14 protein-coding genes are annotated in these 15,190 nt (G+C 73.6%); 11 read left to right on the top strand and 3 right to left on the bottom strand.

What is annotated here, in order from left to right:
- Positions 1-55: 55 nt before the first annotated feature.
- Complete coding sequence (locus ACFY12_RS30810; RefSeq protein WP_390719220.1) at positions 56-604, bottom strand: hypothetical protein; 549 nt, start codon at positions 602-604, stop codon at positions 56-58.
- A gap of 202 nt (positions 605-806) precedes the next feature.
- On the opposite strand from ACFY12_RS30810, the gene ACFY12_RS30815 reads away from it, so the two are divergent.
- Complete coding sequence (locus ACFY12_RS30815) at positions 807-2,168, top strand: hypothetical protein (RefSeq protein ID WP_390719221.1); 1,362 nt, start codon at positions 807-809, stop codon at positions 2,166-2,168.
- A gap of 277 nt (positions 2,169-2,445) precedes the next feature.
- Here the strand turns inward: ACFY12_RS30815 and ACFY12_RS30820 are convergent, their stop codons facing one another.
- Complete coding sequence (locus ACFY12_RS30820) at positions 2,446-2,589, bottom strand: hypothetical protein (protein WP_390719222.1); 144 nt, start codon at positions 2,587-2,589, stop codon at positions 2,446-2,448.
- Positions 2,590-2,634: 45 nt separating this feature from the next.
- Between ACFY12_RS30820 and ACFY12_RS30825 the strand changes: the two genes are divergently transcribed.
- The 6 genes from ACFY12_RS30825 (at position 2,635) to ACFY12_RS30850 (ending at position 9,146) form a co-directional block, all read left to right on the top strand.
- On the top strand, positions 2,635-3,858 hold the full coding sequence (locus ACFY12_RS30825) for a S1 family peptidase (RefSeq protein ID WP_390719223.1): 1,224 nt from the start codon (positions 2,635-2,637) through the stop codon (positions 3,856-3,858).
- Between the two features lie 161 nt (positions 3,859-4,019).
- Positions 4,020-5,642 carry an ABC transporter substrate-binding protein gene (locus tag ACFY12_RS30830; protein ID WP_390719224.1) on the top strand — a complete coding sequence of 541 codons (1,623 nt, stop codon included), beginning with the start codon at positions 4,020-4,022 and terminating at the stop codon, positions 5,640-5,642.
- A 29-nt stretch (positions 5,643-5,671) separates the two neighbouring features.
- Positions 5,672-6,637: an ABC transporter permease gene (locus ACFY12_RS30835; protein ID WP_390719225.1), complete on the top strand. Its 966-nt coding sequence runs from the start codon at positions 5,672-5,674 to the stop codon at positions 6,635-6,637.
- Positions 6,630-7,517 (top strand): ABC transporter permease, encoded by an 888-nt coding sequence (locus ACFY12_RS30840; RefSeq protein WP_390719226.1) that lies wholly within the window; start codon positions 6,630-6,632, stop codon positions 7,515-7,517. The genes ACFY12_RS30835 and ACFY12_RS30840 overlap by 8 nt, the downstream gene beginning before the upstream one ends.
- A complete protein-coding gene (locus ACFY12_RS30845; RefSeq protein ID WP_390719227.1) occupies positions 7,514-8,467 on the top strand; it encodes an ABC transporter ATP-binding protein in 954 nt (317 codons plus the stop codon). Before ACFY12_RS30840 ends, ACFY12_RS30845 begins: the two co-directional genes overlap by 4 nt.
- Entirely contained in the window at positions 8,460-9,146 is a 687-nt protein-coding gene (locus ACFY12_RS30850; RefSeq protein ID WP_390719228.1) for an ABC transporter ATP-binding protein, read from the top strand. Before ACFY12_RS30845 ends, ACFY12_RS30850 begins: the two co-directional genes overlap by 8 nt.
- Here the strand turns inward: ACFY12_RS30850 and ACFY12_RS30855 are convergent.
- Complete coding sequence (locus tag ACFY12_RS30855; RefSeq protein WP_390719229.1) at positions 9,143-9,925, bottom strand: DeoR/GlpR family DNA-binding transcription regulator; 783 nt, start codon at positions 9,923-9,925, stop codon at positions 9,143-9,145. The genes ACFY12_RS30850 and ACFY12_RS30855 overlap by 4 nt on opposite strands.
- A 532-nt stretch (positions 9,926-10,457) precedes the next feature.
- Here ACFY12_RS30855 and ACFY12_RS30860 point away from each other — a divergent pair.
- The 4 genes from ACFY12_RS30860 to ACFY12_RS30875 are packed head-to-tail and all read left to right on the top strand — an operon-like array spanning position 10,458 to position 15,189.
- Positions 10,458-11,987, top strand: coding sequence for an FGGY family carbohydrate kinase (locus tag ACFY12_RS30860; RefSeq protein ID WP_390719230.1), 1,530 nt, complete (start codon positions 10,458-10,460; stop codon positions 11,985-11,987).
- Positions 11,980-13,494, top strand: a complete 1,515-nt coding sequence (locus tag ACFY12_RS30865) for an FGGY-family carbohydrate kinase (RefSeq protein WP_390719231.1) — start codon at positions 11,980-11,982, stop codon at positions 13,492-13,494. Before ACFY12_RS30860 ends, ACFY12_RS30865 begins: the two co-directional genes overlap by 8 nt.
- Positions 13,491-14,120: a histidine phosphatase family protein gene (locus tag ACFY12_RS30870; RefSeq protein ID WP_390719232.1), complete on the top strand. Its 630-nt coding sequence runs from the start codon at positions 13,491-13,493 to the stop codon at positions 14,118-14,120. Before ACFY12_RS30865 ends, ACFY12_RS30870 begins: the two co-directional genes overlap by 4 nt.
- A 31-nt stretch (positions 14,121-14,151) precedes the next feature.
- Positions 14,152-15,189 (top strand): 2-hydroxyacid dehydrogenase, encoded by a 1,038-nt coding sequence (locus ACFY12_RS30875; RefSeq protein ID WP_390719233.1) that lies wholly within the window; start codon positions 14,152-14,154, stop codon positions 15,187-15,189.
- Position 15,190 lies beyond the last annotated feature (1 nt).

Below are 15,190 nucleotides of genomic sequence, written 5' to 3' on the forward strand. Positions count from 1 at the left end.
CGTGGCGGCGCCCTCGTCGTACGGGAGCCTTCGGCCCGGAACCGGTCCGGGGCGATCAGCCGGTGACCGTGAAGGGCCTGCTGAAGCCGCGGACGGCGGCGTTGCCGGTGGTCGCCACCTCGAGGAAGTAGTGCCGGCCGGGCGGCACCGGGGGCAGGGTCGCGATCGCCTCGCCGGTCGCTCCGGCGCCGGCCCGGGTCGCGGCCAGCCCCATCCGCTGAGAGAAGCCCTGCCCCAGGTCCGCGCGCAGCCAGACGTTCACCTCCTCGCCGGTGCTGTTCTTCCACGCCACGGCGAAGCTGCTGTTCGACCGGAGGCCGATCCCGGCGCGGGGCGCGGTCACCTCGATCCGGCCGGTCACGGGCGGGGTGAACGGGACGGCGTCGGAGGGCGCGGCGGTCGCGCCGAGGGCGGAGGTGGCGGCGCGGGCGGCCGAGCCCGGGTGCCCGGCCGTGACGGTGCGGCTGCTGTCCGCGCCGCCCGCCGGCGGCCCGTTCCCGGCCTCGGTGCGGTCGGGGGTCAGAGTGATCACCGCCATGCAGCCGATGGTGGTGATGGTGGCGGTGACGGCCAGATTCGTGGCCACCGAGGCTGCCCTGGACATCGTCTCCTCGTTTCCTCGGGGGAGGGACGAGCCGGAGCATCCCCGGCCCGTCGACCGGCGAAAACGACGCGCTGAGCGACCACCTGGATGGTCATTTCCGGCGCGACAGGACCTCCGGGACGAGGGAGAATCCCGGAGCCGGACCATGTCGATCAACGACCGGGCTATGTCGGAAAAGTTCCGTTCGGGTAGCGTCGAACCCATGAACTCCGCAACCCGTCGTGCCCTGATCGGACCGGTTCTGCTCGTGGTGGCCGCCCTGCTGGCGGTGGCCATGGCCATGGCGCCCGGAGCCCGTGCCGCGGGCGGGCTCGACGAGGCCGCGGCCGCCCTGAAGAAGGGCCCCGTCTACGTCGATCCGCGCGCCGCGGGGATGCTCTCCGCCTCCGAGGCGGACGCGCTGGCCAAGAAGATCAAGGACGCGAACAAGCCGGTCTTCGTCGCCGTACTGCCGAAGGCCGCCGAGTACCGGCCCAGCTCCCTGCTGAAGGACCTGCGGACCAAGGTCGGCATCAGCGGTCTCTACGCCGTCGAGCTCGGCGACGGCTTCAACGCCGGCGCCGACCCGCGGGTGATGTCGCGCAACTCGGTGCAGAACCTGGTCAGTGCGGTCAAGCACTCCCAGTACCCGACCGTGGCCGAGCGGCTCAACAGCTTCGTCGACAGTGCGGACCAGTCGGCGCGCGGCCACGCCCCCGACTCCTGGGGCGGCAGCGGCGACAGCGGCTTCGACACCGGTACGGCGATCGGCCTGGGCGTCCTGGTGGCCGTGGGCGGCGGTGGCGCGTACGCGATCGCCCGCCGCAACCGCCGGCGGCGGGCCGAGGAGGAGCGGGCCGCGCTGGAGGACCTGCGGGTCGTCGTCGACGAGGACATCACCGCCTTCGGCGAGGAGCTGGACCGGCTGGACTTCAGCCCCGGCGAGCCCGGTGCCGACGACGCGATGCGCGCGGACTACAGCCATGCGCTGGACGCGTACGAGAATGCCAAGACGGCGATGGCGGCGGCTCAGCACCCCGGCGATGTGCAGGCGGTGACCCAAGCCTTGGAGGAGGGCCGGTTCGCCCTGGCCACGCTCGCCGCGCGGCGCGAGGGACGCCCGCTGCCCGAGCGCCGGCTGCCCTGCTTCTTCGACCCGCGGCACGGCCCGTCCGTCGTCGACGCCACCTGGGCCCCGCCGGGCGGCGCGGAGCGCACCGTACCGGTCTGCGCCGCGGACAAGAGCCGGCTGGACGACGGCCGGGAACCGCTGGCCCGCACCGTCCGCACCGAGAGCGGCGACCGCCCCTACTGGGACGCGGGCCCGGCCTATGCCCCCTGGGCCGGCGGCTACTTCGGCGGCGGTCTGCTGCCCGGTCTCCTGGTGGGCACGATGCTCGGCAACATGATGATGGCGCCGCACGCCTACGGTGCGGACGTCGGCGGCCCGGCCGGCGCCGACGGCGGTGACGTCTCCGGGGCCGACTTCAACCCCGATGACTTCGGCGGCGGCTTCGGTGGCTTCGGCGATGGCGGCGGCGGTGGCTTCGACGGCGGTGGCTTCGGCGGCGACGGGGGTTTCTGAGCCGACCGGCGCTTCTGAGGCGACCGGGGCTCCTGGAGCCACCAGGACCAGGCCACGGAGGCCTTCCGGGCGAACCGTCCGCCGAGCCGCCACGGGCCGGTGAGCGCTCACCACGGCTGAGCGCCCACCGGCCCGTCGTACGCGGCCCCCTCCCCGGCCTGTCGTACGCACCGCCCGTCCCGCCCTGCGCACCACCCGTCCCGCCCGTACGCACCACCCGGCCCGTATGACGGGCATTCAGGTGCCGTGCCTCCCGGATGGCGGGCGCCCGAGCAGGTCACGTGCCGCGGCGCCGCGGGGAGCCGCCGGAACGCCACCGGGCCAGGGGCGGCGGGGATTTGGGAGCCTGGGCCGCCGGTCCCGCCGCCAGGATGCCGGGGATCTTCCCCATGCCGCGCCGCACGGTGTCGAGCACGCTCACCACATCGGATCCGACGTGCTCTCGATACCGCGAAGGAGATCCCCGATGGAACGCCGCATGCGCAAGGCAGCCCTCTGGGGCGCGATCGCCGCCGCCGTCCTGGCGGTGGCCGGCCCGGTCGGCCCGGCGCGCGCCGTGCCGTTGCCCGGCCCGACGCCCCTGCCGTCGCCGCGCGGCATGCTCGACACGATGAGCCGGGACCTCGGACTCTCCGCGGATCAGGTACGCATCCGGCTCGCGCAGGAGGCCGACGCGCACCGGGCGGCCGCCGCCGTGCGCCGGATGCTGACCACGCCGCCGGCCGGGATGTGGTTCGACAAGCTGAGCGGCAAGCTGATCGTCGCGGTCACCCGTGCCGTCGACGCCCAGCTGGTGCGGACCGCCGGCGCGGTGCCCAGGACCGTACGGCACAGCCACGCCGTGCTCACCGCGCTGGTCCGGCAGATCGACGACCGGGTCGGCCAGGGCGTGCCCGGCGTCATCGGCTGGGGGGTGGACGAACGCGCCAACGGGGTGGTGATCCGTGTCGACCGGACCAGGAGCACCGCGCGGACCGCCGCCTTCGAGGACACCGTACGTGCCCTCGGCGCGCGGGCGAGGGTCCCGGTCACCGTCGAGCGGACCGACCGGTCGCCGCGCCAGCAGGAGGGCACGGTCGTCGGCGGTGACCGCTGGATGCCGGCCCACGAGGGCATCTGCTCCGTCGGCTTCTCGGTGACCGGCCCGCACGACTTCCAGGGCTTTCTGACGGCCGGTCACTGCACCCTCACCCCCGACCAGGCCGCGTACGGCGGCGACGGCAGCCGGATGGGGACCTCCAACCCGGGCGGCGACGGCAGCGTCAACGGACGCGAGGGGGACTTCGGGCTGGTGGAGGTCGACCAGCCGGGGTGGACCGTCAGTCCGGATGTGGCGGGTCAGGGCGGGGCGCGGGTCGCGGTGACCGGCATTCAGGAGGGCCTGGCCGGTATGTCCATCTGCCGCTCCGGGCAGTCCAGCGGCTGGCACTGCGGTGAGATCACCCGGGTCGACCAGACCGTGGACTACGGCACCACGGTCATCGAGGGGCTCTCGTACACCAACGCCTGCTCCGCCGCCGGTGACTCGGGCGGCTCGTACGTGACCCGGCCGGACGCCCCACTGGCCGTCGGATTGCACTCCGGCGGCGGCGCCGCGCACTGCGACGGCGGCGGGGACACCGTCACCATCTTCCAGCCGGTCGGGGAGGCGCTGGACCGATGGGATCTGAGGCTCAAGACGGGCGGCTAGTGAGGACAGGGCCCAGGGCGCTTCCGATGGATCTCCGCGGCGCCTGAAGCGCCATACCCCCCGCCACCGCTTTTCGCCCGTGCTTTTACGTCATGTTTAATGGGGTCCGCTTAATTGCGAGTACGTCGCAATAACAGTCGATCTTCATTAGGGGTGTGGGCATGACGGCCCGGTCCATACGGGGAGTGACCGCCGCGGCGCTGGCGGGCGCCATGGCGCTGCTGGCGGCGGCCTGTTCGACGCCGAACGACGGCGGCCGGAGCGGCACGGGCGCGGGTGACCCCGGCACCGCCGTCGTCGGGATCGCCAACGAGCCCGAGACCCTCAGCCCCCTCCTCGGCTTCGGCAAGGACGGCAACTCCAAGATCTTCGATGGGCTGCTCGCCCACGACGCGGGAATGAAGCTCAAGCCCGCCCTCGCCGCCGGGCTGCCCAAGGTGTCCGACGACGGCACGACCTACACCTACACCCTCCGCGAGGGCGTACGGTTCTCCGACGGCAAGCCCTTCACCGCCGACGACGTGGTCTTCACCTACGAGACCATCCTCGACGAGAAGACCAACAACGCCTCCAAGGCCGAGCTGGACGCCATCGACAAGGTCGAGAAGAAGGACGCCCGCACCGTCGTCTTCCACCTCAAGTACCCCTACGCGCCGTTCGCCGAGCGCACCGTCCTGCCCATCGTCCCCCGGCACATCGCCGAGAAGCAGGACGTCAACAGCGGCGACTTCTCCACCAAGCCGGTCGGTACCGGCCCCTACATCCTCACCGGCTGGTCCAAGGGCGAGAAGCTCACCTTCAAGGCCAACCCCACGTACTGGGGCGGCGCACCGAAGGTGAAGAAGTTCACCATGGCGATCATCAAGGACGACGACGTCCGCGCCACCCGCCTGCGCACGGGCGAGCTCGACGGTGCCATCCTGCCGCCCAACCTGGCGGCCACCTTCAAGGCCGGCGAGTCCGGCAAGGACGGCAAGGGGCTGCGGACGGTCACGGCCAAGACCTTCGACTACCGCAACGTCACGCTGCCCAGCGCCCACCCCGTCACCGGCGACCGGGCCGTCCGCCGTGCCCTGGACCTCGCCGTGGACCGCGAAGCCATGGTCAAGGGCATCCTCGAAGGCGCGGGCAAGCCCGCCTACGGCCCCGTGCCCACCGACAGCCCGTGGTTCGCCAAGGGCACCGAGCGCCCGCACGACCTGACGAAGGCCCAGCAGATCCTGGACGAAGCGGGCTGGAAGCCGGGCCAGGACGGCATCCGCGAGAAGGACGGCCGGCGCGCCTCCTTCGCCCTCTGGTACCTCTCCGGCGACACACTCCGCCAGAAGCACGCCCTCGCCTTCGCCTCCGACGCCAAGAAGGCCGGCATCGAGGTCAAGGTGCAGTCCGGCACCTGGGAGGCCATCGAGCCGAACATGAAGAACGACGCGGTGCTGGGCGGCGGCGGCAGCCCCGCCGACCCCGACTTCGACCAGTACCTCCTGCTGCACTCCTCCCTGGCGGGCGACGGCTTCAACAACATGTCCCGCTACGCCGACAAGACCGTCGACGAGCAGCTCGAAGCGGCCCGCCGCACCGACGACCCCGCCCGGCGCAAGGCCGCCTACGACAAGATCCAGCACCAGCTGGCCGAGAACCCGGCCTATGTCTTCCTCACCCACGTCGATCACCTCTACGTGGTCAAGGACGAGTGGAAGGACCTGACCACCCAGGTCGAGCCGCACGACCACGGCCTCGGCGCGGGCCCCTGGTGGAACGTAGAGGACTGGCAGCCCAAGAAGTGACCGCCCGGACCGCTCTCCCCTGGGGGCCGATGGCACGGATGGCGGGACGGCGGGCGCTGCTCGCCGTCCCCGTCCTCCTCGCCGTCACCTTCGGCGTCTTCGCGATCGCCGCCGCCTCGCCCTTCGACCCGGTCACGGCGTACGCGGGCGGGGCGGGGCTCACCGCCTCCCAGGAGACCCTCGACCAGCTCCGCGCCAACCTCGGTGTCGACCAGCCGCTGGTGGCGCGCTGGTGGCACTGGCTGACCGGCGCCCTCACCGGCGACCTCGGCCAGTCCACCTCGCTGCGCCAGCCCGTCGCCCAGGTCATCGGCGAGCGGATCGGCTGGTCCGCGCTGCTGTGCGGGCTCGCCTTCGCCGTCGCGGTCGTCCTCGGCACGGCGCTCGGTGTGCTCGCGGCGCGCCGCCGCGGCGGGCTCTTCGACCGCGCCGTCACCTCCGTGTCGTACGCGCTGGAGGCCGCACCGCCGTTCTGGCTCGGCCTGCTCGCCATCTGGCTGTTCGCCCTCAAGCTCGACGTACTCCCGGCCGGTGGCCTCACCGACACCGGCGCCGAGACCGCCACCGCCGGGCAGATCGCGAGCCATGCCCTGCTGCCCGCGCTGGTGCTCGCCGTCTCCCAGCTCCCGTGGTTCGTGCTGTACGTACGGCAGGGCGTCGGCGACGCGCTGGAGGAGGACCCGGTGCGCGGCGCCCGGGCCCGCGGGCTGCGCGAGCGCACGATCCTCCTGCGGCACGCGCTGCGTTCCGGGCTGCTGCCCGTGCTGACCCTGATCGGTTCGCGGGTGCCGGAGCTGATCACCGGCGCGCTGCTGGTGGAGACCGTCTTCAGCTGGCCCGGGGTTGCCTCGGCCACCGTCCAGGCGGCGACCGGTGTCGACTTCCCGCTGCTCGCCTCGCTGACCGTGCTCGCCACCGCCGCCGTGCTCGCCGGAAACCTCCTGTCCGACCTGCTGTACGGACTGGCCGACCCGAGGGTGGCCTTCGATGGCTGACACCACCACGCCCCACGACTGGTTCGCCCGCCGGGACCGGCGCGGCGGCCGGCGCGGCACCCGCACGCTCCGCCTCCGGGCCTCGGCGGCCCTGATCGCCGCCGTCGTCCTCGCCGTGCTGCTCGTCCCGCCGCTCGTCCCGCTCGACGAACAGGCCGTCGACCTCGTCGCCAAGCTTCAACCACCCTCCTGGGAGCACCTCTTCGGCACCGACGAGGTCGGCCGCGACCTTCTGCTGCGCTGTGTCCACGGGCTGCGGATCTCGCTGCTCGTCGGCGTGGTCGCGGCGCTCGCCGCCACGGTGATCGGGACGGCGGTGGGCGCGCTCGCGGGCGCGTTCGGCGGCTGGGCCGACCGCCTCGTGATGCGCGTCGTCGACCTGTTCTCGTCCGTGCCGCACCTGCTGCTCGGCATCTTCGTCGTCGCGATGTTCCGGCCCGGCGTCTGGCCGGTCATCCTGTCGGTGGCCGCCACCCACTGGCTGTCCACCGCGCGCATCGTCCGCGCCGAGGTCCTCTCCCTGCGCTCCCGCCCGTACATCGACGCGGCCGTCTCCGGCGGCGCCTCGCGGTGGCGGGTCGCCGTACGCCACCTCCTGCCCGGCGTCCTGCCGCAGGCCGGGCTGGCTGCCGTCCTGATGGTCCCGCACGCCATCTGGCACGAGTCCGCGCTCTCCTTCCTGGGGCTCGGGCTCCCCGCCCACCAGGCGAGCCTGGGCAACATGGTCAACAGCGCGCGGAGTTCACTGCTCGCCGGCGACTGGTGGCCCACCCTCTTCCCCGGCCTGTTCATCATCGTCCCCACCCTTGCCATCGCGGGCCTGGCCGGCGCCTGGCGGGAGCGCATCAACCCGCGCCGCCGATCGGAGCTGATGCTGTGACTGCCGTACCGCCCGTGCTGTCCGTACGCGATCTCTCCGTGCGGTTCCGGATGCGCACCGGCCGCCATGTCGCCGCCGTCACCGGAGCCCGCTTCGACCTCGCGCCGGGGGAGTGCCTGGCCCTGGTGGGGGAGAGCGGCTGTGGTAAGTCCGTGCTGGCCTCCGCGCTGCTCGGACTGCTGCCCGCCAATGCTGAGACGGCGGGCTCGGCGCTGCTCGGCGGGACGGATCTGCTGCGCGCCTCCGAGCGCGAGCTGTCCCGCACCATCCGGGGCCGCCGCGTCGGACTCGTACCGCAGAGTCCGTCCGCGCACCTCACCCCCGTCCGCACGGTCCGCTCCCAGCTGGAGGAGACCGTCCGGGAGCTGACGGACACCGCCAAGCCCGGCCTGCGCGCGGCGGCGGAGGCGGCGGCCGAGCGCGCCGCCTTCCCCCTGGACCACCTCGACCGCCATCCGCACCAGCTCTCCGGCGGCCTCGCCCAGCGCGCCGCCACCGCCCTCGCCCTCGTCGGGGACGCCCCGCTGCTGCTCGCCGACGAACCCACCACCGGCCTCGACCGCGCCCTGGTCGACCGCACCGTCGACGAGCTGCGCCGCCACGTCGACCAGGGCCGCGCCCTGCTGATGATCACTCACGATCTGGCCGCCGCCGAGCGCATCGCCGACCGGGTCGCCGTCATGTACGCGGGCCGGATCGTCGAACTCGCCGACGCGGCACGCTTCTTCGGCGCCCCCGGCCCCCGCCACCCCTACGCGCGCGGACTGCTCGACGCCCTTCCCGACCGCGCCTTCACCCCCATCCCCGGTATGCCGCCGGAGCTGGGCGACCTCCCGTCCGGCTGCGCCTTCGCCCCCCGCTGCCACCGGGCCACCGCGGACTGCGCGACGGTGCCCGCACTGGACGACGGGGTCGCCTGCCACCACGCACGGGAGACCGCCGATGCTTGAACTCCGGGACATCACCGCCGGATACCGCCGCCGCGACCCCGTCGTACGCGGCGTCTCGCTGGCCATCGACCGGGGCGAGGCCGTCGGCCTGCTCGGACCCAGCGGCTGCGGCAAGTCCACGCTCGCACGCGTCGCCGCGCTGCTCCACCGCCCCGAAGCCGGCACCGTCGTCCTGGACGGTGAGCCCGCCGCCGGGTGGCGCCACCGTGCCCCGCGCTCCCAGCGCACCGCCGTCGGAGTGGTCTTCCAGCAACCCCGGCTCTCCGCCGACCCCCGGCTCACCCTCGCCGCCCTGATCGCCGAACCGCTGCGGGCCACCGGGCGCCGCAACGACATCCCGGACCGTATGAAGGAGCTGGCCCCCCTCGTCGGTCTGGGCGACGACCTGCTCGCCCGGCGCCCGCACGAGGTCAGCGACGGACAGCTCCAGCGCGCCTGCCTCGCCCGGGCGCTGGTGCTCCGGCCCCGCTGGCTGGTCTGCGACGAGATGACCGCGATGCTCGACGCCTCGACGACCGCGGCCCTGGTGGCCGTCGTCGAGGACTACCGCCGCCGCACCGGTGCCGGCCTGCTCGCCGTCGGCCACGACCGCACGCTCCTGGAACGCTGGTGCGACCGCACGGTCACCTGGTCCGAGCTGGAGAGCGCCGCGGAGACTTCCGGCACAGCCCCTGGCTAGGCCCTGGCCGGCACCACCATCACCTCCGTGCCGGCTGCCCGGATGCGGCGGATCTGCTCCGCAGGCAGTCCGTCGTCGACGATCAGCAGGTCGAAGTCGGTGAGCGGGGCAAGGGCGTAGAGGCCGCCCTTGGCGAACTTGGTGTGGTCGACCAGCAGGACGCGGCGCCCGGCGCTCTCCATCATCGCGCGCTTGACCTGCACGGTCTCCGGCGAGGTGTGGTAGCAGCGGCCGTTGGTGACGGCCGTGGTGGACAGGAAGAGCACATCGGCACGGAAAGCCCGCACCGCTTCGGCGGTGTGCGGGCCCATGAAGGCGTCATAGGCGGGGAAGTACGCGCCGCCCAAGGTGATCAGAGAGATACCGGGTTCCTTGGCGAGCGTGGTGATGGCCGGCAGGGAGTTGGTCAGCACGGTCAGCGGGGTGTGCTCGGCAGCCTGGTGCGCCAGCAGCAGACAGGTCGTGCTGTCGTCGAGCAGCACCGACTGGCCGGGAACCAGCTGAGTCGCGGCGGCCCGTGCCAGCTGCTGCTTGGTCTGCGCCATGGTGGCCATCCGCTCCGCGACACTCCCGTGGAACTGCGCCGACGGCAGACCGGTCGCACCACCGCGCACCTTGCGCAGCCAGCCCTGCGCCTGGAGGGCGTCCAGGTCGCGGTGCGCGGTCATCAGGCTGATGCCGAACTCCGCGGCGAGGTCCGCGGTGCGGACAAAGCCGCGCGCGATGACCGTCTCCCGTATCCGGCGCCGCCGTTCCTCCTGGGCCTCGACCCGGTCCATCGTGCCTTCCTCTCCCCTCGGTGCGCCGCGTTATGTTCGCACGGATCTAACACCGCACGTGGCCCTGGGCGGGCGGCCTGGTACGACACAACACGGCTGGTCACGGGCGCGATGCGAAGTTTGGGCGGCTCGTTGACGCTAGGCAAAACGCTGCGCTTGGCTTGCTTCCCACGTTGTCGTCTGCGGCGCCGTGCCTTCCGGTTTCGCCGTTGCGCCTGCGGCGGGCGTGGTTTTGTCGGGTGCGGGTCCGCTCCTCCGGACTTCGTCCTGCGGAGCGGCCCCTCCCGTGATGGGGAAGGAAAACGGTGAGTGGGGGTGTACGCGAGTGGTCCACTGCGCGCAGACGATCGCTTACATACACCCCCACCGGTCCTTTTCCACCCACCCACGGGAGGGGGCGGACCGCAGAACGAAGTTCGGAGGGGCGCACCCGTGACGTACAGCCCCGCGCAGCGGTTACGGCCCGCCGCCAGGCGACACGGCGGGAAAGCCAACAACGTGGGAAGCCAGCCAAGCGCAGAGGAAGGGTGAATTGTCCACACTCACCATCGACATCGGCACCACGGTGATCAAGTCCGTCGTCTTCGACGACCAGGGCGCAGAGACCGCCGTCGCCCGGCGGGCCACCGAGGTGCTGCGCCCGCAGCCGGGCTGGGCCGAACAGGACATGGACGCCGTCTGGGGCGCCGTCGTCCGCACCGTCCGCACCGTACTGGACGGGCTGGCCGATCCCGTCCGGCTGGTGTCCTTCACCGCTCAGGGCGACGGCGCCTGGCTCGTCGACGAGCGCGGCCGCCCCACCGGACCCGCCATCCTGTGGTCAGACGGCCGCGCCGGGGACCAGCTCACCGCCTGGCGGCGGGACGGCGTTCTGGAGGCGGCCTTCCGCCGCAACGGCTCGCTGACCTGCGCCGGGATGCCCAACGCCCTGTTCAGCTGGCTCGCCGCGCATGATCCGGACCGGCTGGCCCGCTCCGCCACCTCGCTCACCGCCGCCGGCTGGCTCTTCCTGCGCCTCACCGGCGTCCGCGCCAGCGACGAATCGGACGCCTCCGCCCCGTTCCTCGACCACACCACCGGCGACTACGACCCGTACATCGTCGAGCTGTTCGGCCTCACCGCGTACCGGCGGCTGCTGCCCACCGTTCTGGGTGAGGAGCAGCGGATCGCCGAGATCACCGGCACCGCCGCGGCGGAGCTCGGGCTGCCCGCCGGGCTCCCGGTGGTGATGGCGCCCTACGACATCGCCGCCACCGCCCGCGGTGTGGGTGTGGTCAACCCGGGCCAGGCCTGCGGCATCCTCGGCACCACGCTCTGCACCGAGGTCGTCCGTACGGAGATCGACACCACCGGTGAGCCGGCCGGCATCAACATCGCCTACCGGGGGCGGGAGCGGGTGCTGCGGGCCTTCCCCACCCTCAACGGCGCCGAGGTGCTCGGCTGGGCGGCGCGGCTGCTGCACCTGCCGGGCCCGCCGGAACTGGCGCGGCTGGCCTTCGAGTCGGAACCGGGCGCCCGGGGCCTGATGTTCCTGCCGTACCTCTCCCCGGCGGGCGAGCGCGCCCCCTTCCTCGACCCGGCCGCCCGTGGCTCCTTCTGGGGCCTGTCCCTGGAACACACGCCCGCCGACCTGGCCCGCGCGGTCTTCGACGGGCTCTCGCTGGTCCTGCGGGACTCGCTGGCCGCCGCCCGTACGGACATCAGCGAACTGCGGTTGTGCGGCGGCGGCGCCAACAGCGACGCCTGGTGCGCGCTGATCGCGGACGCGACGGGCGTGCCCACCGCCCGCTCCGGCGACACCGAACTGGGTGCCAAGGGGGCTTTCCTCACCGGCCTGGTCCGCACCGGTGCCGAGACCAGCATGCACCGCGCCGCCGCCAAGTACGTCCGGATGCGACGCAGTTGGGAGCCCGATCCGGAGCGTGCGGCGTTCTATGCCGCGCGTTACGAGGACTTCCTCCGCTGGCGCGGGCTCGCCCGCGAGGCGGGCTGGCGTCCTGGCGCGGCCCCCGGCCCGTCCGCCGATTCCGTTGTCCCGACCCCTGGAGGCACCCTTGCCTGACCCGCACCGCCCCGGCGGCACCCCCGCTCCCACCCTCGACGGCGTCTGGCTCGGCCTGGATCTCGGCACCCAGAGCGCACGCTGTGTCGCCGTCGACGGCACCGGACAGGTCCTCGGTACCGCCGCCCGCCCGCTGACCAGCAGGCGCGACGGCGACCGGCACGAACAGGACCCCGAGGAGTGGTGGCGCGCGCTCGCCGCCGCCTGCCGGGACGCCCTCGCGCACGTCGACCCCCGGCGGGTCCGCGGACTGGCCGTCGACGGCACCTCCGGGACGATCCTGCTCGCCGACGCCCACGGCACCCCGCTCACCCCGGGGCTCATGTACGACGACGGGCGCGCCGCCGAGCAGGCCGCCACCGTCAACGCGGCCGGGGCCGCGGTCTGGCAGGAGCTGGGCTACCGCAGTATGCAGCCGTCCTGGGCGCTGCCCAAGCTCGTCTCGGTGCTCGCCGCGGCCCCGGGTCTCCCGGCCGGGGCCCGGCTGCTGCACCAGACCGACCTGATCACCTGGCGCCTGGCGGGCCGTCAGGTCGCCGCCGACGCCAGCCACGCGCTCAAGACCGGCTACCACCTCGTCGAGGAGCGCTGGCCCGAGCGGGTGATGGCCCAACTCGGCGTTACCGAGGGGGTGTTGCCCGATGTGGTGCGTCCGGGCAGCGTGCTCGGCACGGTATGCGCCGAGGCCGCCACGGCCACCGGCATCCCCGAAGGGACCGCCATCGTCGCCGGGATGACCGACGGCTGTGCCGCGCAGATCGGCGCCGGGGCGCTCGCACCGGGCGCCTGGAACTCGGTGCTGGGCACCACCCTCGTCCTCAAGGGCAGCAGCCCGTACCTGGTCCGCGATCCGGCGGGCGTCGTCTACTGCCACCGCGGCCCGGGCGACACCTGGCTTCCGGGCGGTGCGTCCAGCAGCGGCGCCGGCGTCCTCGCCCGGCGCTTCCCCGGTGCGGACCTGGACGCGCTCACCGCGCGGGCTGCTGCCCTGGACCCGGACGCGGTCGCCTATCCGCTGGTCGCCGGCGGCGGCGAACGCTTCCCGTTCCGTTCCCCTGACGCCGAGCCCTTCCTGCTGGGCCAAGTCCCCACTCCCGCCGCCGAGTTCCACGCCTGCCTGCTCGGCGTCGCCTGCCTCGAACGGCTCTGCTTCGACTACCTCGATCACCTGGGCGCCCCTGTCGACGGCCCGCTCACCCTCACCGGCGGCGGCGCCCGCAACGCCTACTGGTGCCAGCTGCGCGCCGACGTCCTCGGACGCCCCGTACGGCTGCCCGCCCAGGCCGAGGGCGCCATCGGGATGGCGGTTCTGGCCGCCACCTCCTCGGGGACCGGCCTGGCGGAGGCGGCCGCCGCCATGGTCCGGACCGAGCGGGAGCTGACGCCCCGGCCGGACCGCACCGCCCGCTGGACCCCCGTCCACCTCCGCTTCATCGACGAACTCACCCGCCGCGGCTGGCTCGGCCGGGCAGTGGCCGACCACGCCCGCAGGAGGGCAGCACAGTGACCGACTTCATCCTGGTGCGCCATGGCGAGACCATCTGGCACGCGGAGAACCGCTACGCCGGCCGTACGGACGTGCCGCTCACCGACCACGGCCGCGCCCAGGCCGCCGCCCTCGCCACCTGGGCCGCCACCGCCGGTCTCACCGCCGTCTGGAGCTCTCCGCTCTCCCGGGCCCGGCTCACCGCCGCGCCCGCCGCCGCGGCCTGCGGCCTGATCCCGCGCGTCGACGAGCGGCTCTACGAGGTCGACTTCGGCCAGGGCGAGGGCCTGACAAGGGACGAGATGCGCGCATGCTTCCCCGAGCGGCTGGCCGCCTTCCTCGCCGACCCGGTGGACGGCCACCTGCCCGGCGGTGAACACCCCCGGCACGCCGCCGAACGCGCCGCCGACTGCCTCACCGGCATCGCCCGCGAACAGCCGCACGGCCGGGTCCTGGTGGTCGCGCACTCCACCCTCGTCCGGGTCCTGCTCTGCCATCTGCTGGGCATCCCGCTCGCCGACTACCGCCGGGTCTTCCCCCAGCTGCACAACGGCGCGCTCACCGAGATCCGCGTCGAGCACGGCCGGACCGCGCTGCTCACCTTCAACGCCCCGGCCGTCGCCCCGCCCGCCCCCGCCCGTCACTGACCGCACCACCCCCTCTGGAGAAAGTCCCACCATGACCACCACCGTCCTCGCCGCCGGCAACCACTTCATCCGCCCCGGCCTGTTCACCGAGGCCGTGCGCGCGGCCGCCGGGGACACCCCGCTGGACGTCCGCGAAATCCGGTTCGACTGGCCGCACACCCCCTTCGGCCCGGTCGCCGAGGTCAGCGAGGCCTCCGGCAGCGAGGACCAGATGATCGAGGCACTGCGGGGCGTCGAGATCTGTGTCACCGAGCACGGCCCGCTCACCGAGCGCGTCCTCGCCGCATCCCCCGGCCTGAAGCTCTTCTGCACCAGCCGTGGCGGGCCGGTCAACGCCAACCTCGAAGCCGCCACCCGGCACGGTGTCCCGGTCTGCTACGCCCCCGGCCGGAACGCCACCGCCACCGCCGAGCACACTCTCACCCTGCTGCTCGCCGCGGCCCGTGGTGTCGGCGACACCCACGCCGACCTCCGCCGCGGCACCTGGCGCGGCGACTACTACGACTACGACCACTGCGGTATCGAGATCGACGGTGCCACCGTCGGCCTGATCGGCTTCGGTGCCATCGGCAGCCGGGTCGCCAGGGTGCTGGCCGCGATGGGCGCCGAGGTACTCGTCCACGACCCGTACGTGGCCCCGGAGTCGCTGGCGGGTATCGCCCGACCCGTCCCGCTGGACGAGCTGTTGACCCGCTCCCGCATCGTCTCCCTGCACGCCCGCGTGACCGAGGAGACCACGGGCATGATCGGCCGGGCGCAGATCGCCGCCATGCCCCGTGGATCCGTCCTGGTCAACTGCGCCCGGGGTGCGCTGCTGGACTACGACGCCCTGTGCGACGCGCTGGAGTCGGGACAGCTCGCGGGCGCCGGGCTGGACGTCTTCCCCGAGGAGCCCCTCCCGGCCGCTTCCCGTCTGCTGAGCGCGCCCGGCGCCGTACTGACCCCGCACATCGCGGGCGGCAGCCGCCAGGTCGCGCACAAGGCGGCGGCCCTCGTCGCCGACGAGGTCGGCCGCTACCTTCGCGGGGAGCCGCTGGTGCACTGCGCCAACCCGGACGCGCTGCGGTGAC

The sequence above is a fragment of the Streptomyces sp. NPDC001339 genome (genome assembly GCF_042895955.1).
Lineage (GTDB): Bacteria > Actinomycetota > Actinomycetes > Streptomycetales > Streptomycetaceae > Streptomyces.

Excerpts from the sequence above, each read along its gene's own strand:
- ACFY12_RS30810 (WP_390719220.1), bottom strand. The coding sequence starts at position 604 with ATGTCCAGGGCAGCCTCGGTGGCCACGAATCTGGCCGTCACCGCCACC.
- ACFY12_RS30815 (WP_390719221.1), top strand. The coding sequence starts at position 807 with ATGAACTCCGCAACCCGTCGTGCCCTGATCGGACCGGTTCTGCTCGTG.
- ACFY12_RS30825 (WP_390719223.1), top strand. The coding sequence starts at position 2,635 with ATGGAACGCCGCATGCGCAAGGCAGCCCTCTGGGGCGCGATCGCCGCC.
- ACFY12_RS30830 (WP_390719224.1), top strand. The coding sequence starts at position 4,020 with ATGACGGCCCGGTCCATACGGGGAGTGACCGCCGCGGCGCTGGCGGGC.
- ACFY12_RS30835 (WP_390719225.1), top strand. The coding sequence starts at position 5,672 with ATGGCACGGATGGCGGGACGGCGGGCGCTGCTCGCCGTCCCCGTCCTC.
- ACFY12_RS30840 (WP_390719226.1), top strand. The coding sequence starts at position 6,630 with ATGGCTGACACCACCACGCCCCACGACTGGTTCGCCCGCCGGGACCGG.
- ACFY12_RS30850 (WP_390719228.1), top strand. The coding sequence starts at position 8,460 with ATGCTTGAACTCCGGGACATCACCGCCGGATACCGCCGCCGCGACCCC.
- ACFY12_RS30855 (WP_390719229.1), bottom strand. The coding sequence starts at position 9,925 with ATGGACCGGGTCGAGGCCCAGGAGGAACGGCGGCGCCGGATACGGGAG.
- ACFY12_RS30875 (WP_390719233.1), top strand. The coding sequence starts at position 14,152 with ATGACCACCACCGTCCTCGCCGCCGGCAACCACTTCATCCGCCCCGGC.